Here is a 17,145-nt window from a genome sequence, read left to right on the forward strand (position 1 = left end):
CGCCGCCATTGAGCCCTGATGGCGGAATTGGTAGACGCGGCGGATTCAAAATCCGTTTTCGAAAGAAGTGGGAGTTCGATTCTCCCTCGGGGCACCATCTTAAAAAAAGACCTTGAAATTCAAGGTCTTTTTTTTCGCCTGTCGAAAAGTGGGCAACCCGCAAAATCCCTGGCCACCGCTCCCTCAACTTGAAACACGTCCCTTGTGGGAGCTGGCTTGCCTGCGATAGCGTCAGCCGCAACGCCCTCAAACCACCTGACTAAATACCCGCCACTTCACCCTCCTCCATCACCCCATTGGGCAACATCCCATTCGCCAAATCATCCACCACCGCCTTCGCCATCTCCCCCAAATAATGCGCCGCCCAGGCATAACGATCCGCGCCTGTGTCCATGGCGGCATCCAACGCCAGCAGTTTTGAACAGTGCAGCAACTCGGAGGCATGCTCCAGGGCATCGCGGATGGGCACGCCGGAATTGACGCGGAATAGCCGGTGAAAGTTGGGCTGTTTGCCGCAGGTGGAAAAGGTGATGACGCCGAGGGTTTTGTTGAGGGGTGGGTTGATCATTGGACACCTCCTGGATGGGCGGAGGTGTGGGTGGTGGGGTTGTGAGGGTATGGCCTGTCAGAAATGCTCATTGCTTAAGCTCCTAATATAGTGAGCCTATTGTTTCTCGGATTCTCAAGTCCGGTCGCTGGGTTGGAAGCGACGGGGAGGAAGTTAGCGCAGGAGCGATTGGGGTTGAAAGTCAGTATCTGTGGCGAAAAATTTCCGTTAGGTCGGTCGGGGTTGGCGAACGACGCCGATTCCCCCCCAGATGCAGGAAACAACCGGGGTCTGCTCCCGATTACCTCCGGGAAAACGTGTTGGTTTAATGGGCATCAGAAATGACAGTGTGCGCCGACGCGATGGCTGATATCTTTCCCGCGCGCCCAATCGCGTCCAATCAACGCCGATCCCATCAAGGAAGATAAAAACAATGAAAGTAGTGCTCATCGCTTCGCTAGGAATGTTGTCGCTGACTCAAACATCACTATCCTTCGCGGATAATGCTAATGGAAAAAATCTCTATCTACAGCGATGCAGCATGTGCCATGGAATGGATCTCAAAGCAACAGGACCGCTGGCTAAAAAAAGTAATCCGCCGACTCCTGATCTAACAACGCTCGCTTTCAAAAAACGATTAAATGATTATCCGGGCGTGATTGTGTCTTCGATAATACTTCGCCCAAATGGCGACTTAATTCCAAGAACCTTGCGAGAGAATGGAGTAAAGCTATCGCCGCACTCATGGAGCGTTAAGGACTTTCGCGATTTAAATCAATACATGGGTGGCGTTATTTCACAAGCCCGATGACCGTCGAAGTGCCTGGTCCTGTGCTGTCTCCGTGGATTGACATGACGTTTTAAGCGCTCTGCCAACAGTTCAAACTCGATACCTTTGCTACAGATTGGCCTACGCTGGAGCTGCAGGCTGCCGAGAAAGAAACGAAGAGCGCGCTGCGGTTATCGCAGGAACTCAACGGCTCAACAGCCACATGAACGGTGATTTTTAGAATAGCTAACATGACGACCAAGCCTTCTGCGCAAGTATCCCGCGCTGAGTAACCGTCCGTTCAGCACCCACTCCTGACCGTTCTCCAAATTAGCCAAGATAGTGGACACCATTTTTAAGCGGACGCGATCACTCTAATCGCTAGGATTTCCATGCGCCAATGAAGCTCCTACCCCAAACCCTTCAAGGCCCAGATCGTACAGGAATGCCTGCAACCCGGTGCCTCAGTTTCCAGCGTCACCATCAGCCACGGCATCAATGCCAACGTGATTCGCAAGTGGCTGCCGATATACCGTGAGAAACCCGTCGCGCCACTTCCGGCGTTTGTACCGCTGCAACCGATGCCTAAACGGCACGCTGATGAAGCGGCGTCTATCGCACTGCCGCTGGGCGACAAATACATCACGGTCAAATGGCCCGTATCCGACCCAGACGGCTGCGCACGCTTCATCCGTGGCCTCTCGCAATGATCCGCATCGATGCTATCTGGGTCGCCACCGAGCCGATGGACATGTGCGCTGGCACCGAAACTGCGTTGGCCCGCGTGGTAGCGGTGTTCGGTGCGGCGAAGCCGCACTGCGCCTATCTGTTTGCCAACCGCCGCGCCAACCGGATGAAGGTGTTGGTACACGATGGCGTGGGCATCTGGCTTGCCGCACGCCGGTTGAACCGAGGCAAGTTTCACTGGCCCGGCACTCATCGCGGCCAGGAAGTCGAACTCGACGCTGAACAACTGCAAGCGTTGGTGCTCGGTTTGCCATGGCAGCGGGTTGGCGCCAACGGCGCAATTACAGTGATTTAGTCCCGCCTTTGAGCTGTGGTGGATGAGTTGCTTTGGTAAAATCCACGGCATGACTTCCTCGCCCAACCTCGACCAAATGACACCCGAACAACTGCGCGCCCTCGCTACGCAGTTGCTATCGAAGGTCGACACCATGGGCCGGAAGATCCATCGTGACGAGACGATCATCGAACAGCTCTCTCACGAAATCGCCATCCTCAAGCGCCACAAGTTCGCTAAGCGCAACGAGCAGATCAGCCCGGCGCAAGGGATGACCTGCTCAACACCGACCTTGAGGCCATCGAGGCAGAGCTGAACGCGCTTCGTCCTGCCCCGACGTCGGACGAAATCCGCCAAAAGCCCAAGCGCGCGCCGCTTCCGCCGCAGTTTCCTCGTACCGTCATTCGTCATGAGCCAGAGAACACCCAGTGCGTCTGCGGGTGCCAGCTTCAGCGCATCGGCGAAGATGTCAGTGAGAAGCTGGATTACACACCGGGCGTGTTTACCGTTGAGCAGCATGTACGTGGAAAGTGGGCCTGCCGCCAGTGCGAAACACTGATCCAGGCGCCGGTGCCGGCACAGGTGATCGACAAGGGCATCCCCACTGCTGGCCTGTTGGCTCACGTAATGGTGGCCAAGTTTGCCGACCCTCTTCCGCTGTACCGCCAGGAAAAGATCTTTGGCCGTGCAGGCCTGGCAATTCCGCGTTCATCGGCTGCATGGCGCACGCCCGCCGCAAGTTCTTCGACCTGCATGTGGCGAACAAAAGCCAACTGGCCGAACAAGCCCTGCACTCAATCGGTGGCCTGTACGAGATCGAGCGGCAAGCCAAAGAAATGAGCGATGAAGACCGTAGGCGATTACGCCAGGAAATAGCGGTTCCCATCGCAGCGAAGCTACATGAGTGGATGCTGGCCCAGCGTGAGCTTGTGCCAGAAGGCTCGGCTACGGCCAAGGCTTTGGACTACAGCTTGAAACGATGGGTAGCGCTAACGCGCTACCTGAATGATGGTGCCGTGCCCATCGACAATAACCCGGTCGAAAACACGATCAGGCCATGGGCGCTTGGGCGCTCCAATTGGTTGTTCGCTGGGTCTCTTCGCAGCGGTAAACGAGCGGCAGCGATTATGAGTTTGATCCAGTCGGCGCGCATGAATGGGCACGATCCGTATGCCTATCTCAAAGATGTGCTGACTCGGCTGCCGACACAGCGGGCAAGTGAGATTGGAATGTTGTTACCCCAACGCTGGACTCATTCATCGTCTCAAGCGATCAGTCATTCTTGAGCTTGCTCCATGCTCAGCAAAAAACCTTAGTCGAGTGGATTGAATGATCGATTCATGGCTACCACGTCGCCATGGGTCGGGTTCGGCCCGAGCCACTTGAAATGCTCAGGCAATCGATCTCGTTTAGGGGCTGCCTGCCCTCTGATAGCTGCTGATAAAGCCCTACGCATAGTCTCAGCATCGTAATCACAGCAATAGCCTGGTGTAGACGGCTGTTGCCTCCAGGACTCCTCAAGCGAGCCTGCGTCAACCGGATCGAAACCTACCTGATCTACCAGAGTCATCACTGTTTCTTTGGCTTTCTCATCGTCACCCGCTACCGCCGCTGCCAAGCGACCTGGTGTACCGTCCGGAACGCCCAACTCTGCCAATGTGTAGGCGAGCACATTGTTGAAAGCCTTGATTACTGGTCGCCCAATCTGCTTCGTCACCCAAACGCTTTCCGTCATCCCTTGATCAATTTCAGCAATGCGCGGGTCACGCAAACCAGGGTAGTAGTTGCTGGTATCCACAACAGGGATGCTGTCGGGTACGGAGGTAAATAGGTCAGAAGGGAGTGTGCTCAATGCTGGCAGAGGTATCGACAGCACTACCACATCCGCGCCATCCACTGCGCCCCGAATGTCTACAGGCTCCGCTCCGATTTCTTCGGCGAATGCACGAACGCCGTTGACACCTCCAGAATTTGCCACGCGGATCTCATGGCCAGCAGCTCTTAGCTTACGAGCAATGGTGCCGCCGATGTTACCCGTTCCAATGATGCCGATTTTCATGGTTAAGCCTCAGTAATCGTTTGCTTGCACCGATTCTAGGCGGCTGATGTAATAATGGTAAGTACCTACCAAAAGGTGGGTAGCACACCTTCGAGAAAGAAATGGAACGGGATTGGGATTGCGGCGATCCGCAAAATCGGTTGAATTGGGCCGAAGCAACGACTGAGACTCTTCGCGTGCTGGAAGGGAAATGGAAAATCATCATCTTGTGCCAGCTTTTCGCAGCCAAAGGTGCGCTTCGTTTCTCGGATCTAGAGAAGCTGATCGAGGGAATAAATCAGAAGATGCTGATTCAACAGCTAAAGCAGTTAGAAAAGGATGGCATCGTGCTGCGCACGGTGTACCCGCAAGTGCCACCCCGGGTGGAGTACCAGCTCACCCAGATCGGCCATGCACTCGGGCCGTCAATCCAGGCATTGATCGAGTGGGCCGAGATGAGGCGCGATCACATTTGATTGCGGTCGAGAATCCGCCGCACAGTACACTCTACCCCTAGAAAATAGCTGTCGAGACGGGTTTGCCGGACTTAGGGTTATCGCCACATTCGACCAAAGCAATCGCTTGTGGTGCAGCATTAGTCTCAGATCAATGAATTACGTCTGCGGTGCGATAATCCGCTGGAAAACATCTTTAAAATAAGAAGGATAATTGTCGAGAACTCGCTCGAAATCGGCTTGATTGTCACGTATCAAATTACGAGCTTCGTAGCTCGTCTCCGCTGTATCAAAAATCGTAAACGCCATGTGCTGTGCTATTACTCGCTCAGAAAATCCTGCCTCGTAATACGAGATAGACTCTTCGCTAGGAAGCCCGTATTTCAAGCGTTTCTGAAGAAGATCTGCATACCATCTAAATCCATCTCCAATCTCCTCTGATCACCTGCCGCTACTTCACCTGCGCTTCCCCAAACAGCCAATGCGCAAATGCCTGGATGGGCACGCGGCTCAGTTCAAGGGGCTCGGGCAACACGAGGCAAAAGGTCTTTGCGACATTCTTCTCCTGCGGCCATGGCGCAACCAGCCGGCCTTGTGCCAGCTCTGCTTCCACGTACAGGCGCGGTACAAGCGCCACGCCAAGACCCGCCAGTGCGGCCTCGATCAACATCGCATGCAAATCGTAGCGCGCGCCCATCGCTGGGTTGCTCAGGACAATCCCGGTTTCCTGGGCATAGCGCTGCCACGCGTCCGGGCTCTGTCGTCGGTGTAATCGCGGGAGTGAATCCAGAGCCGTTGCCTGCTTGCCCGGACTCAGGAGGCCAGGGTGACAAACCGGAATTAACACTTCGTTCAACAGGCGGTGCGTGTGCATGCCCGTCCAGGCCGGGTGCTCAAAATGGATGGCGGCGTCAAAACCGCTGCCAGCGAGCACGAACGGTTCCATACGTTCCGAGAGGTGCACGCAGATATTCGGGTGTTGTTGACCAAAGCCGGACAACCGAGGAATTAGCCAGCGCAGGGCAAAGGTTGGGCTGACGGCGATATCCAGGCTTGCGCCGTTTCTGGGCTGGCCCATCAGATACTGGCTGTCCCTGTCGAGGCGCTCGAGTAGTTCGCGCACTTGCGCCGCGTAGCGCTCACCGCCAGGCAAGAGCCGCACGCGGTTGCCAACGCGCTCGAATAGGGTGACGCCCAGAAAGGCTTCCAGGCGGCCTATCTGCCGACTGATTGCGCCCTCGGTCAAGGCCAATTCGTTTGCGGCACGGGCGAAGCTGCCATGGCGGGCTGCTGCTTCAAAGGCAATCAGGGCAGCATTACTAGGGAGCTTTCGACGCATGGTCTTTCCTGAAATCAAGGCAATCAGCTTGATGTTTAGTCACTGAAGGGTGCCGAAAAATCGTTTTATGGGTCATTACCGTGCCACTAGCATGATGGAACATCAATCCGTGAAGTGACGTTATGATTTACACAGTCGAATGCAACTACGCTGACCCCGCCAGCGAAGCCGAATGGAATGGGTTTTACAGCCTGGAAAAACTGCCGGCGCTGATCTCGGTGAGCGGTTTCAGCTCCTCACAGCGCTTCAAAGCCTTGAGCGGCACTTGCCCGGCCTACCTGGCCTTACATTCAGTCGACACGCTTGCCGTATTGCAGAGCGATGAGTACCGCCAAAAAGGCGGTGGCAATTTTTCCCGCTGGCAGTCGCACATCACTGATTGGAGACGCAACCTCTATGCCGGGCCGGACCAGGCAGTTGCCGTAGGCGCGGACGAACTCCTGTTGGTCAGTGAACAAGGCCCTCACGTGTTGATTGAGTTAGGCCTTACGCCTGTAGCGCTGCACGCCGTTGCGTTGGACAAGACCCCCGCACACCGCTGGCTGGCCAAACTGGATTGCGCTCAGGCCAGGGCCAGCGATCTGCAGGGGCTGAATGTCTATCGCGCCATGACTGTGCAGTTACAGTCATGAGTAACGTGGACATACCTCACTGGAAACTCCCCAGCCAGCAAGTCGGCGAGTTTTCAATCACAGCTATCAGCGACGGCTACCTGGGCGCGAGCCTGGATTTTCTCGCCAACATCGCGCCAACAGAGGCGGTCCGACTTCAGTTAGCCGCCGGAATCAGCAAGCCAGCGTCGATCCATATCAATTGCTATCTGGTACGTGGGCGTGGCCGAACGATTCTGATCGACGCCGGCGCCGGCGGATTCAATCAATGGGGCGGCGAGTTGCTGACCAATCTTGCATTGGCCGGCGTGCAACCCGGTGACATAGATACGATTCTGCTGACTCACGCGCACCCCGACCACATCGGTGGCTTGTTGAACGCAGCAGGAGAAATGGCCTTCGCCAATGCTGAGTTGGTTGTGCATCAGCGAGAACTAGCGTTCTGGGAGGACGATGGCCACCTTGGCCAGGCCAGTGAACGCGCGCGTGGAAACTTTCTGTTTGCACGCAGGGTGTTCGAGCGGTACCGGAAAAATCTGCGCCCATTCACCGCCAATGACGTCCTGCCGGGCATCAGTGCGATGCCGTTGCCTGGGCATACCGTCGGGCATTGCGGCTACCGCTTCGAGTCCGCGGCAGGCGGCCTGCTGGTGTGGGGCGATATTGTTCATTTTCCTCAGATTCAGATTGCGCGCCCCGATGTCACGATTGCCTTCGACCAGGACCCGCTGCTATCGGCGGCCACGCGAACAGGGCTGCTGGATGTTGCCAGTTCAGACAATTTGATGGTCGCTGGCATGCACTTGGGAGCGCTCGGCTTTGCCCATATCAAGCGCTCCGGTAACACCTACGCCATTGCTTACGAAACGTGAGTCAAATACGGGCAGCAAACTGTCTTTCGATAGTTTTTCTTCGCGCCTGAGAGGCTGAGCCGGGGAGCGCCGCTCAATCTTAAGCGCGCAAAAGACCTCAAGACAATCGCCTTCATGCCTCCCGCTGACCGCCTCCACAACAATCAATAAAACAACCGCGGCTCCGGCGCCGCGAGCAGGCTGACCAGTTTGGTCAGCGCAAACCCCAACTCCGCACGGCTAGGCCCCATCAGGGCGATGCGCACGCCACGGGTGCTGGCGCTGCGCTGGGCCAGGAACTGGCTGCCACTGACCACGATCACGCCGTTGGCGCGCGCCAGGTTGGCGAACTCGTCGCTGGTCCAGGGCTCGGGCAATTCGAGCCACACATGGAAGCTGTTGGGTTGGGTGCGAATGCCATACGAGCCTAGTAGCTGCCGTGCCAGGCGCTGGCGCTCCGCAGCTTCCTCCTGTTGAACCCGCACCAATTGCGCCCCACGGCCACTGGTGATCAGGTTGCTGGCCAATTGGGCCATCAGCGGCGACGGCATCCACACGCTGCTGCGCACCATGGACGACAGCCGCGATAGGGTTTGCGGCGGCGCGTACAGGTAACCGATGCGCAGGGCCGGCAGCAAGCTCTTGGACAGGCTGGTCAGGTACACCGAGCGCTCCGGGGCATAGGCCGACAACGGCTTATGCGCGGGGCGTGTCTCAAGAAAGCCGTAGATATCATCATCGATGATGTACAGGTCAAACTCACGAGCGATCTCAGCGATTTCCAGGCGACGCGATTCGGGCATGATCGAGTTGGTGGGGTTCTGGTGCGTGGCCACCGTCACCAGCAGCGTGGGCCGGTGCTCGATGCACGCGGCCCGCAGCGCAGCCGGCACCAGGCCGTGCTCATCGACCTGCACCCCTTGCAGGCGACGGCCTAGGCTGTGGGCCAGGGAGATGATCCCCGGATAGCAATATTCCTCACACAGAATCATATCGCCGACGCTGGACAGGCCGCCGATGGCCACGAGCAAGCCGTGTTGGGCACCGGCCGTCAACACGATCTGCTGGGCGTTGGCGTCCGGCAGGCTGCGCTGCACCCACAACGCCCCGGCTTCCTTGTGCACGGAATGGCCGCCGTCGGTGACGTAATCCAGGATCGCCCCCAACTCGGGCGCCTGCGCCAACTCCTCGATCGCTCCTCGCAGCCAGTCGCTCATGCCGGCGTCGCAGGGCTTGATGATCGACAGGTCGATCTGCCCGGTATCTACCTTGGAGGCAATGCCGAGCCTGGCCACCGGTGCCAAGACACCGCGGGACGGCAGCACGAATGTGCCCCGCCCCACTTCCCCGATCACCAGGCCGCGCTTGGCCGCCTCGTCGTAGGAGCGGCCGATGGTGCCCGGCGTCACTTTCAACGCCTCAGCCAGCTCCTTGAGGGTAGGCAGGCGCTCGCCCGCGGCCAGGCGCCCGGAAGCGATGTCACGCGCCAGTGCGTCGGCGATCATCAAGTAAACCGGCTGGCCATGGCCGCTGTATTCAGGAACCCACATAGGAACGACACCAGAAACAACTGAAGCGCGAAATCCTAGCATGAAACTTTTCATAAGCGTAATTGCACAACAATCGACTCAATATAAGTCGATTACAAATATTACACCGATCAAATACACATCATTTATTTTCTACCTAAACACAAGGATTTAGCCGCCACCGTAAGGCAGCGCGACCGCGTTTTGCGCCAAGCATCTTCGCCGTGGCGCAGGAGGAGTGCAGTCGGGCAGCATCGACTGCGGACTTATCCGCACATAAAAATCAATAAAATCATTATGTTAGATCACATAATAAAAATAATATCAATTTGAGCATCAAAAAATATTGATTCGATTGATTTCAAATAATTAGAATGATTACATCGATTCAATTTTTTGCCCACCCACATCAAAACATGGAACATCACCCGAAATGGAAAGCGCATACCTCAAGACCGCAGTCGACGCTGCCACCGCCCTGGAAATCCGACTGCCTTGGGTCATAGCCAGCGCCTGGCAAGCGGTGCTGAATCAGACCCCACTTGAGTTCGAACACAACCGGGACATCTACTTCCAGCTCAAGGAGCAGGCGCAGGACGTGCTGGGCACGACGCTGACCGAGCAGATCCGCTCCTTTGTCGACAACCCGCAGCTGACCGCGCTGATCATCCGCAACTGCCCTCGTGATCGAGACACACCGCCAACGCCCTACTCCGGGGTCTTGAGCCCGCGCAGCACACCCATCGCCTGCCTGGTCAGCCTATCGATTCACAGTCTGCTAGGCATTAACCCGGTGGTATACGAAGGCGAAAATGACGGCCGCCTGTTCCGCCACGTGATCCCGTCGCGCAACGCTTCCAGCCAGAAAAGCTCCCACGGGTCGCGCCTGCGCTTCTCCTACCACGTCGACAACCCAGACCTCCCGCTATCTTCGGAAAACGTCGGCACGCTCTCCTGCTGCCCCGAATACCTGTCGTTCTTCGGCATGCGTTGCGACCCACGCATCAACACGACGCTGGTCAATGTCGATGAACTGGTGGCTGCACTGCCCGCCACCACGATTAGTGAACTGACCGCGCCACAGTTCGTGATTCATCGCCCCGACTCCTTCACCAGCAACCGTCGCAAGACCGCCGAGCTACCCGTGCTGGTGCGCGGTCTGAGCGGCGAATGGCTGTGCCGCATGGACTGCGAAAACACCCACGCGATTAGCCTCAAAGGCGAGTGCGCGCTGAACACACTCAAAGCGCTGCTCGACTCTCGTCAGTTCGACGAGCCACACCTGCTGCTGCCCGGCGACTTCATGATCTTCAAGAACCAGCGCGTGCTGCACGCCCGCGACGGTTTCGAGCCGCAGAACGACGGCGCTGATCGCTGGCTGATCCGTCTGTTCGCGGTCAACGACCTGACCCGTGTGCGCCACAGCCGCGCCGACCACCTTTATGAAGTCCTTTCCTGACCGCCACATTGACTAGACAGGTACCACCATGGAATTACTCGGATCGTTCTGGGCCCAACACTGGATACTGGCCATCATGCTGCTGGGCGCAATCGCTTTTGTCGCCGGCTTCGTAGACAGCATCGCCGGGGGCGGCGGGCTGTTCCTGGTCCCCGGTTTCCTGCTGGTGGGGCTGCCGCCGCAGGTAGCGCTGGGCCAGGAAAAGCTGGTCAGCACCCTCGGCACTCTAGCCGCCATCCGCAACTTCTTCGCCAACAGCAAGATGGTGTGGAAAGTGGCGCTGGTGGGCGTGCCGTTCGCGCTGCTGGGCGCTTACATGGGCGCCCACCTGATCGTGTCGATTTCCCCGGAAACCGTGGGCAAGATCATCCTGGCGCTTATCCCTCTAGGCATCTTGATCTTTCTCACGCCCAAGGACCGGCCGGTACAAGAGCACACTCTCAGCAACCGCATGCTGTTCACCGTAGTGCCCCTGACCTGCTTGGTCATCGGCTTCTATGACGGCTTTTTCGGGCCGGGCACTGGCAGCATGTTCATCATCGCCTTCCACTACCTGCTGAAGATGGACCTGGTGTCCAGCTCGGCCAACTCCAAGAGCTTCAACTTCGCCTCCAACATTGGCGCTCTGGTCGCCTTCGTTGTGGCCGGCAAGGTGGTGTACCTGCTGGCCCTGCCACTGGTGGCCTGCAACATCCTGGGCAACCACATAGGCAGCGCCCTGGCCATCCGTAAAGGCAACGACGTTGTGCGCAAGGTGTTGGTGCTTTCGATGCTTTGCCTGTTCGCCAGCCTTGGCGTGAAGTACCTGGCTTGATTCAACCCTCAAGGAGAACCTGATGAAAACTGCATTTGTGACCGGCGCTTCCGCTGGCTTTGGCAAGGCCATCTGCCGCGCATTGATCGCTGACAATTACCGCGTAATCGGCGGCGCCCGCCGCGCAGACAAATTGGCGGAACTGGAGCGCGAACTGGGCGAGCACTTCATTGCCCTGACCCTGGACGTGACAGACGCCGCCTCGCTGGATGCGGCTTGCGAATCGATTCGCGACGCGTCGCTGCACATCGACCTGCTGGTGAACAACGCCGGCCTGGCACTGGGTATCGACCGCGCCCAGAGCGCCGATGCGAAGAACTGGGAGCGCATGATCGCCACGAACGTCACCGGCCTGGCCATGGTCACCCACAAGCTGCTGCCGGCCATGGTGGAAGCTAACAAGGGGCTGATCATCAACATCGGCTCCATTGCCGGCACGTATCCCTACCCGGGCGGCAACGTATATGGCGCCAGCAAGGCCTTCGTTAAACAGTTCAGCCTGAACCTGCGCGCAGACCTTGCGGGCACCAAGGTACGGGTCAGCAACATTGAGCCAGGGCTGTGCTCGGGCACGGAGTTTTCACTGGTACGCCTGGCCGGTGACCAGGACGCAGTGAATGCCCTGTACCGCGACGTGGAGGCCATCCGCCCTGAGGATCTGGCCAATATGGTGGTGTGGATAGCAGGCCAGCCGCCGCACGTGAACATCAACTCGGTGGAAATCATGCCGGTAGCTCAGAGTTACGCTGCCCTGAACATCGCCCGCAACCTGTAGCCCAGGCATGCAGGTGGCGGGTACCAGAGCAGGGATCTATGCCGGGCCAAGCGCTCCAGGCATTGCTATAACGCGCAACTACCCATGAAGGAGTCTTATGAATGCTGCGCGAGAACGCCAATACCCTGCTCGCTTTCTGGTCGTCGCCCGTGAGTGCAGCTTTACTTAGGCCGCGGCTAGGATCGCCGCGGCGCAATCGGCGCTCAGCCAGACCATGCGCGCTGGCGAGCGCCTGATGCAGGCCATAGACCCTTACGTGAGAGCCATCGTCTGACGATATTGCTTAGTTTTTCTTCTTGATCAGCTTGCTCACATAGTATTTGAGGCTTAAACGATCTTTGGGCCGTGGCTTGTAATGGGTTTTGTTTCTTTGTGCGGGATCGACCGCCACCGTGGCTGCCGTGTAGTAATAAAGCGCTATAGACCTGCGCGTGATGTGCTGCGGAGTCGTCAAAGGCTCTGGGTGCCCGTGGTTGCTGTCTTTGTCTGTGTTGAAAATGACGCAGCGGTTATAAATCGGCAGGATTTTTTTAAGACAAGTCTTCATGTCGACATCCCAAAGCTCCAGGTTGCCACCGTATTCTTCTTGCCAGTCTTCGTTGAGATAAATAATGGCATTCAGTCTGCGTTCAATATTAAGCTTTTTGTTGAGCCTGAAGTCCGAGTGCACACCCAGGAAACCACCATTTTTTGTTTCATGCAGCCCGCCACCGATAAAGTAGGGGTCGGGTATCAAACCTTCGATGCCCGTCAGCTTTTCAAGAAACTGCAACATGGGCGCCGAGTTAAACGCGTTGAAAATCGTCTTCAGATAGGGGTCGCATTCGTTGGGGCTGATTTGCCGTTTGTGCTGACCTTTATAGCCACGCTCGTAGAGCATTTCGTTGTGGGTTGGCTCGACCGGGAAGTGCGCGCAGATACTCGCAATCAGGTCTTTCGGTAAAAAGTCATCGATAACGATGTGTGGAAATGGCGCGGCCTGGACATAGCCACTGGCTAGCGAGTGACCTAAAGTGCTGGCAGCGTTCTGGTCGAAATCAAGCTCCGGGGAGAGGGTGATGGGGAGTGTTTGCGTGATGGGTGTCATTACCGCTCCAATAACCTGAACATAAAGACTTATGGATGACTTTTAGCAGTGTTGCCCACACTATTTATTGCGTGTCGACGACGCTTGACCTTTGCTGTCGCCCTTGTTTAGGCGGTTCAGGATATTGTTGTACATCTTGGTTCGTCTATGCGTCGTTTCATAGCCTCCAGCTGCAGCTACAGTGCCGGACTGAATGTGATCGAGATAACTGAATATCTTACGCGGCGACAAAAGCTCAACGCTATAACCAAACTCGGTCATGCGGTCCTGGAGGGTATAACCAGGCACTCGGTCATCTATCGAAAAATGCAAGCCGTGCTGCTTTATTAGTTTGCAGTTCCATAACGTACAGAAGCTCTTCAGGTAAAATTCCCTGTACGGCTTTGGTTCTCTGGAACGTAGTCCAAGGGAAAGTTTCATACGCCTGAAGTGGTGTTTGAATAGTCGTGAGCTAAAGCGCCAAAGGGTTCTAATGGTGCCACGATTTAATTGTTCTACGCAACCAACGGCTACGAGCTTCGGGTTCTTCATGCATTTGTTCAGCATCATCGGAAACACATTTTTATCGAAAATAAACGTATCGGTGTGCAGCAGAAATACGTAGTCGGTATCAATACGTTCCAACGCCATGTCGAGTGCTTTGCCGTGCGCAATATGGCCCTGTTCTGGTTCGGAAGTGGTTCGCTCGATCAGGTTGATCCAGTCAAGCGTGCGCAAATACTCTGTGCTTTTATCAGCGGAATAGTTGTCAACCACCCATACTGGGACGCCGCTGCTACCCACATGCTGATGCAATAGCTCTAAGCATATTTTGGTTATTTCTGGTGTTTTATAGTTAACGATAACAATACTGAAATCTTTAGCTTTTTCAGTCAGCAAATCAGTGCTGCCCATAGTTCAGATACTCAGTAATAGCGTGGCGATAGGCGCACGAAATAATCGCGCCTGTATCCAGTTGCTGTTTATTGTCTCATGCGCAAACTGTGCGCGGCCAGAAATCATAGTTTTATCACATCATTGACAGTCAATGACTAATCATCGCTGACTCAGATCTAATGGAGAGTAGTAAATGCGGTTTTCATCGTATAAGGAGCGAGTCTATAGGTAAACCTCGTTGAAATATTTCGCCACATTAAAAGACTCAATAGTTAACGATTCTTGAATGGTGGTGAACCGGGTCTCCGTCAGGCATTCCGGCACGCACTCCTCGTTGCGAAACGTAGCCAGGGGAAACCCACTTCGCCCTTGACCCAGGCGCAGCGTTTGGGTGTTACGAGGGTGTTGTAGCCATCGTCGAGTCGGCCCAGATGTCGATACCTGGATCAGGCAGATGGACGCGTTGCAGCCGATCGCCTAACGGTTCGTCAACCTAGGTCCCGCTGCGTCCGCCCATCCGGCCCATACAACTGGTTACCGCCAATACGATTAAGAAACCCAACAATCCGCTGGTTACACGCCATCCGCTGCCTCAGCGCCTCACCATTGGCAATATTGACCTCCCGCGCCCGCCGCGCCAGCGCCTGCACTTCCCGCCAAGCCGCCAGGCAATCAGCATCCTGCGCCGCCCTCTGCGCCCCCTGCCGCCCTGCCCCATAGCCGAGCTTCAACTGCGCCCCAGACCGAATCGCTTCCAACTGCTCCAGCTTCTGCAACGCCGCCTGCTTGCACGCGGTCAGTTCCTGCAGTTTTTCACCGTCGACCTTGGCCTGGGCCAATGCACGCCGTTCCAGTTCCAGCCAGTCGACCAGTTCGACAATCGCCTGCTGCTGCAACGCCAAGTGTTTAGCCAGACTCATAGGCACCTGCTGCTCATCGACCAACGCTCATGGGAGGGTTTCGCGCACGCTTGCGGCCAGGCCGTCGAAGATCGAATCCGCGCTGACCTGGTAGGTGCCACTGTCGATGGCCTGGCGCAGCGCCGCGACCTTCTCCATGTCCACGTCCGCCGACGTCGCGACCTGCGAGCTGGCGGTGCTGCTGGAGACTTGCACACCGTCGTCGAGGGTGGCTTCGAGGGGTTGCAGTTCAACGCGTTGATTACCGCCTGCTTTGCTGTCAGCGGGCGCCAGGGTGTTGGTCAGGTTTGCACTTATGATTTTCACGTTAGAGGCTTCAATTGGCTGTGGTTGGGTCAACTATCGGCAATCGCGACGGCAAACTTTGACCGGTAATCGGGTTTCGCTGAAAAAATCAGTAACGCAGCAGCAATTCATTCTGGCCTACCACCTGGGCGTTGAGCATTTTGCCGTCGTTGCCCACGACCCTTACGGTACTGCCCAGGCCGCCGTTATCCAGTGCCTTGCCTTCGCGGCTGATGCTGAAGCCAGCGCCCTGGGCCTGCAGAACCACGCGGGCGTTCCGCTCGACCAGCCAACGCTCGCGCACGTGATTTGTGGTGATCACCATGCCCCGGCTTAGGTTGCGGCTGGCCTGGCGGCCGATGATCTGCGATGGCTCGAACACGCTGCCTTTGGGCAGGCGTTCCAGCGGGCCGCGCTTGAGTTCCAGCATCGGCGCCTTGATCACCTCGCCCGCGGCGATGCGCTGACGGCTGACCACATAGTCGCCGACCACGCGCACGCTGACTTGCAGGTAACCCGCGACCTCGTCCAGGCAGCGCACGCCCACCGCCACCCGACCGATCACGCTTTGCTCCGGGCGCACCAGATACGGCCGTGGATGTGCGCAGGCCGCGATGCGCGCTGCCGGCTGGCCGATGTCCACCGCGACCAATTGGGCGCGCGCGGGCAAGCGTGGCGCAATCACCTCGCGCACCTGGTCCTGCAGGCCATCCGCCTGGGCCAGGGTGCAGCACAACAGGCCCATCAAGCCCCACATCCGTCTTGTCATCGATCCCGCCCTCCGCGCTACCCAGCGCAGAATTCTAGTCGTCCCGCCGACGAGGCAAGGCCTGAATTGGTCGTCAAATAGCCGCCTGTTTCGGCCTTTGCCTAGCCGGCCTTGGGACTAACCTGCGAGCCGTTCATTTATTTGATGCACAGGTCCGCAACCATGATCGACAAGCTCGATAACGAGCTGCGCTTTCAGCAGGACGCAATGAGTTTGCGGGCTGAGCGCCAGCAGGTATTGGCCAATAACATCGCCAACGCCGACACACCCAACTTCCGCGCGCGGGACTTTGACTTCAGCGCCGAACTGGCCAGCTCCCTGCAAAAATCGCACACCCAGGGCCGCGGCATGACCCTGGCCACCACCTCGGACCGCCACCTGCACGCCGATTCCAGCAGCGTCTCCAGCCGCGACCTGCTCTACCGCGTGCCCGACCAGCCAAGCCTGGACGGCAACACCGTGGACATGGACCGCGAGCGCGCGCAGTTCACCGATAACGCCGTGCGGTACCAGGCCAGCCTGACCTTTCTGAGCAGCCGCCTGCAGTCGCTCAAGACCGCCATGCAGTCCGAATAACCCAGGGAAACCACCATGTCGATGTTCAGCATTTTCGATATCGCCGGCTCCGCGCTGAGCGCCCAGTCCCAGCGCATGAACGTAACCGCCAGCAACCTGGCCAACGCCGACACCACCAGCGGCCCGGACAACGAAGCCTACCGGGCGCGGCAGGTGGTGTTCGAGTCGCAATACCAGGCGGGCAGCAGCATCGGTGGCGTGCGCGTCAGCCAGGTGGTCGAAGACGGCTCGCCGATGCGCCAGGAATACCGCCCCGGCGATCCGCTGGCCGACGAGTCGGGCTACGTGACCATGCCCAACGTCGAGCCGGTGGGCGAAATGGTCAACATGATTTCCGCGTCGCGCTCCTACCAGGCCAACGTCGAGGTCATGTCCACCAGCAAGGAAATGATGCTGAAAACTTTGACCCTAGGTGAGGCGTAAA

At 57.3% G+C, this 17,145-nt stretch carries 19 protein-coding genes, 1 tRNA gene and 2 pseudogenes; 13 read left to right on the plus strand and 9 right to left on the minus strand.

The window, feature by feature from the left end:
• Nucleotides 1-12 precede the first annotated feature (12 nt).
• Nucleotides 13-97 (plus strand) — tRNA-Leu (locus U5A08_RS24295).
• A gap of 162 nt (nt 98-259) precedes the next feature.
• Here U5A08_RS24295 and U5A08_RS24300 read toward each other — a convergent pair.
• On the minus strand, nt 260-568 hold the full coding sequence (locus tag U5A08_RS24300; protein WP_253398740.1) for a DUF3077 domain-containing protein: 309 nt from the start codon (nt 566-568) through the stop codon (nt 260-262).
• 412 nt (nt 569-980) lie between these two features.
• Between U5A08_RS24300 and U5A08_RS24305 the strand changes: the two genes are divergently transcribed.
• The 4 genes and pseudogenes from U5A08_RS24305 to tnpC all read left to right on the plus strand — a co-directional run bounded on the left by U5A08_RS24305 (nt 981) and on the right by tnpC (nt 3,623).
• Entirely contained in the window at nt 981-1,358 is a 378-nt protein-coding gene (locus tag U5A08_RS24305; RefSeq protein WP_321848924.1) for a c-type cytochrome, read from the plus strand.
• 377 nt (nt 1,359-1,735) lie between these two features.
• Nucleotides 1,736-2,026, plus strand: a pseudogene (locus U5A08_RS29980) (transposase); the annotation flags it as partial.
• The gene (gene tnpB, locus U5A08_RS24310; RefSeq protein ID WP_321848925.1) at nt 2,023-2,358 is read left to right on the plus strand and encodes an IS66 family insertion sequence element accessory protein TnpB; all 336 of its coding nucleotides are present in this window, start codon (nt 2,023-2,025) and stop codon (nt 2,356-2,358) included. The pseudogene U5A08_RS29980 and the gene tnpB, both read left to right, overlap by 4 nt.
• A gap of 49 nt (nt 2,359-2,407) precedes the next feature.
• Nucleotides 2,408-3,623: pseudogene (tnpC, locus tag U5A08_RS24315) on the plus strand (IS66 family transposase).
• A 26-nt stretch (nt 3,624-3,649) separates the two neighbouring features.
• Here the strand turns inward: tnpC and U5A08_RS24320 are convergent.
• A complete protein-coding gene (locus tag U5A08_RS24320) occupies nt 3,650-4,396 on the minus strand; it encodes an NADPH-dependent F420 reductase (RefSeq protein ID WP_321848926.1) in 747 nt (248 codons plus the stop codon).
• A 101-nt stretch (nt 4,397-4,497) separates the two neighbouring features.
• On the opposite strand from U5A08_RS24320, the gene U5A08_RS24325 reads away from it, so the two are divergent.
• Nucleotides 4,498-4,851 (plus strand): winged helix-turn-helix transcriptional regulator, encoded by a 354-nt coding sequence (locus U5A08_RS24325; RefSeq protein WP_103496976.1) that lies wholly within the window; start codon nt 4,498-4,500, stop codon nt 4,849-4,851.
• 430 nt (nt 4,852-5,281) lie between these two features.
• On the opposite strand, the gene U5A08_RS24330 is transcribed toward U5A08_RS24325, so the two are convergent.
• Entirely contained in the window at nt 5,282-6,169 is an 888-nt protein-coding gene (locus U5A08_RS24330; RefSeq protein ID WP_253398748.1) for a LysR substrate-binding domain-containing protein, read from the minus strand.
• Nucleotides 6,170-6,291: 122 nt separating this feature from the next.
• Here U5A08_RS24330 and U5A08_RS24335 point away from each other — a divergent pair, with 122 nt between their 5' ends.
• On the plus strand, nt 6,292-6,801 hold the full coding sequence (locus U5A08_RS24335; RefSeq protein ID WP_253398750.1) for a sugar ABC transporter: 510 nt from the start codon (nt 6,292-6,294) through the stop codon (nt 6,799-6,801).
• The gene (locus U5A08_RS24340; protein WP_321848931.1) at nt 6,798-7,652 is read left to right on the plus strand and encodes an MBL fold metallo-hydrolase; all 855 of its coding nucleotides are present in this window, start codon (nt 6,798-6,800) and stop codon (nt 7,650-7,652) included. The genes U5A08_RS24335 and U5A08_RS24340 overlap by 4 nt, the downstream gene beginning before the upstream one ends.
• A 143-nt stretch (nt 7,653-7,795) precedes the next feature.
• Here U5A08_RS24340 and U5A08_RS24345 read toward each other — a convergent pair whose 3' ends face one another.
• A complete protein-coding gene (locus U5A08_RS24345; protein ID WP_321848933.1) occupies nt 7,796-9,181 on the minus strand; it encodes an aminotransferase-like domain-containing protein in 1,386 nt (461 codons plus the stop codon).
• A gap of 412 nt (nt 9,182-9,593) precedes the next feature.
• Between U5A08_RS24345 and U5A08_RS24350 the strand changes: the two genes are divergently transcribed.
• From U5A08_RS24350 to U5A08_RS24360, 3 genes are read left to right on the plus strand one after another with little or no spacing between them, the layout of a single operon-like run.
• Entirely contained in the window at nt 9,594-10,619 is a 1,026-nt protein-coding gene (locus U5A08_RS24350) for a TauD/TfdA family dioxygenase (protein WP_247399264.1), read from the plus strand.
• A gap of 28 nt (nt 10,620-10,647) precedes the next feature.
• A complete protein-coding gene (locus U5A08_RS24355) occupies nt 10,648-11,433 on the plus strand; it encodes a sulfite exporter TauE/SafE family protein (protein WP_247399267.1) in 786 nt (261 codons plus the stop codon).
• A 22-nt stretch (nt 11,434-11,455) separates the two neighbouring features.
• Nucleotides 11,456-12,208: an SDR family NAD(P)-dependent oxidoreductase gene (locus U5A08_RS24360; protein WP_321848937.1), complete on the plus strand. Its 753-nt coding sequence runs from the start codon at nt 11,456-11,458 to the stop codon at nt 12,206-12,208.
• Between the two features lie 283 nt (nt 12,209-12,491).
• Here U5A08_RS24360 and U5A08_RS24365 read toward each other — a convergent pair whose 3' ends face one another.
• The 5 genes from U5A08_RS24365 to flgA all read right to left on the minus strand — a co-directional run bounded on the left by U5A08_RS24365 (nt 12,492) and on the right by flgA (nt 16,145).
• Complete coding sequence (locus U5A08_RS24365; protein WP_321848938.1) at nt 12,492-13,295, minus strand: 2OG-Fe(II) oxygenase; 804 nt, start codon at nt 13,293-13,295, stop codon at nt 12,492-12,494.
• A gap of 60 nt (nt 13,296-13,355) precedes the next feature.
• Complete coding sequence (locus tag U5A08_RS24370; RefSeq protein WP_321848939.1) at nt 13,356-14,189, minus strand: glycosyltransferase; 834 nt, start codon at nt 14,187-14,189, stop codon at nt 13,356-13,358.
• A 470-nt stretch (nt 14,190-14,659) separates the two neighbouring features.
• Nucleotides 14,660-15,091 carry a flagella synthesis protein FlgN gene (locus U5A08_RS24375; protein WP_253398759.1) on the minus strand — a complete coding sequence of 144 codons (432 nt, stop codon included), beginning with the start codon at nt 15,089-15,091 and terminating at the stop codon, nt 14,660-14,662.
• Between the two features lie 27 nt (nt 15,092-15,118).
• Nucleotides 15,119-15,397: a flagellar biosynthesis anti-sigma factor FlgM gene (gene flgM / locus U5A08_RS24380; protein WP_321848940.1), complete on the minus strand. Its 279-nt coding sequence runs from the start codon at nt 15,395-15,397 to the stop codon at nt 15,119-15,121.
• An 88-nt stretch (nt 15,398-15,485) separates the two neighbouring features.
• Complete coding sequence (gene flgA / locus U5A08_RS24385; protein WP_321848941.1) at nt 15,486-16,145, minus strand: flagellar basal body P-ring formation chaperone FlgA; 660 nt, start codon at nt 16,143-16,145, stop codon at nt 15,486-15,488.
• Nucleotides 16,146-16,307: 162 nt separating this feature from the next.
• Between flgA and flgB the strand changes: the two genes are divergently transcribed.
• Entirely contained in the window at nt 16,308-16,721 is a 414-nt protein-coding gene (gene flgB / locus U5A08_RS24390) for a flagellar basal body rod protein FlgB (RefSeq protein WP_247407945.1), read from the plus strand.
• 15 nt (nt 16,722-16,736) lie between these two features.
• Nucleotides 16,737-17,144, plus strand: coding sequence for a flagellar basal body rod protein FlgC (gene flgC, locus U5A08_RS24395; protein ID WP_101272877.1), 408 nt, complete (start codon nt 16,737-16,739; stop codon nt 17,142-17,144).
• The last annotated feature ends 1 nt before the right edge of the window (nt 17,145 follow it).

The organism is Pseudomonas paraveronii (assembly GCF_963681955.1).
Taxonomy (GTDB): Bacteria; Pseudomonadota; Gammaproteobacteria; order Pseudomonadales; family Pseudomonadaceae; genus Aquipseudomonas; species Aquipseudomonas paraveronii.

What these genes read in the sequence shown, in the direction of transcription:
- U5A08_RS24300 (WP_253398740.1), bottom strand. Translation starts at nt 568, where the DNA reads ATGATCAACCCACCCCTCAACAAAACCCTCGGCGTCATCACCTTTTCC.
- U5A08_RS24305 (WP_321848924.1), top strand. Translation starts at nt 981, where the DNA reads ATGAAAGTAGTGCTCATCGCTTCGCTAGGAATGTTGTCGCTGACTCAA.
- tnpB (WP_321848925.1), top strand. Translation starts at nt 2,023, where the DNA reads ATGATCCGCATCGATGCTATCTGGGTCGCCACCGAGCCGATGGACATG.
- U5A08_RS24320 (WP_321848926.1), bottom strand. Translation starts at nt 4,396, where the DNA reads ATGAAAATCGGCATCATTGGAACGGGTAACATCGGCGGCACCATTGCT.
- U5A08_RS24325 (WP_103496976.1), top strand. Translation starts at nt 4,498, where the DNA reads ATGGAACGGGATTGGGATTGCGGCGATCCGCAAAATCGGTTGAATTGG.
- U5A08_RS24330 (WP_253398748.1), bottom strand. Translation starts at nt 6,169, where the DNA reads ATGCGTCGAAAGCTCCCTAGTAATGCTGCCCTGATTGCCTTTGAAGCA.
- U5A08_RS24335 (WP_253398750.1), top strand. Translation starts at nt 6,292, where the DNA reads ATGATTTACACAGTCGAATGCAACTACGCTGACCCCGCCAGCGAAGCC.
- U5A08_RS24340 (WP_321848931.1), top strand. Translation starts at nt 6,798, where the DNA reads ATGAGTAACGTGGACATACCTCACTGGAAACTCCCCAGCCAGCAAGTC.
- U5A08_RS24345 (WP_321848933.1), bottom strand. Translation starts at nt 9,181, where the DNA reads ATGTGGGTTCCTGAATACAGCGGCCATGGCCAGCCGGTTTACTTGATG.
- U5A08_RS24350 (WP_247399264.1), top strand. Translation starts at nt 9,594, where the DNA reads ATGGAAAGCGCATACCTCAAGACCGCAGTCGACGCTGCCACCGCCCTG.
- U5A08_RS24355 (WP_247399267.1), top strand. Translation starts at nt 10,648, where the DNA reads ATGGAATTACTCGGATCGTTCTGGGCCCAACACTGGATACTGGCCATC.
- U5A08_RS24360 (WP_321848937.1), top strand. Translation starts at nt 11,456, where the DNA reads ATGAAAACTGCATTTGTGACCGGCGCTTCCGCTGGCTTTGGCAAGGCC.
- U5A08_RS24365 (WP_321848938.1), bottom strand. Translation starts at nt 13,295, where the DNA reads ATGACACCCATCACGCAAACACTCCCCATCACCCTCTCCCCGGAGCTT.
- U5A08_RS24370 (WP_321848939.1), bottom strand. Translation starts at nt 14,189, where the DNA reads ATGGGCAGCACTGATTTGCTGACTGAAAAAGCTAAAGATTTCAGTATT.
- U5A08_RS24375 (WP_253398759.1), bottom strand. Translation starts at nt 15,091, where the DNA reads ATGAGTCTGGCTAAACACTTGGCGTTGCAGCAGCAGGCGATTGTCGAA.
- flgA (WP_321848941.1), bottom strand. Translation starts at nt 16,145, where the DNA reads ATGACAAGACGGATGTGGGGCTTGATGGGCCTGTTGTGCTGCACCCTG.
- flgB (WP_247407945.1), top strand. Translation starts at nt 16,308, where the DNA reads ATGATCGACAAGCTCGATAACGAGCTGCGCTTTCAGCAGGACGCAATG.
- flgC (WP_101272877.1), top strand. Translation starts at nt 16,737, where the DNA reads ATGTCGATGTTCAGCATTTTCGATATCGCCGGCTCCGCGCTGAGCGCC.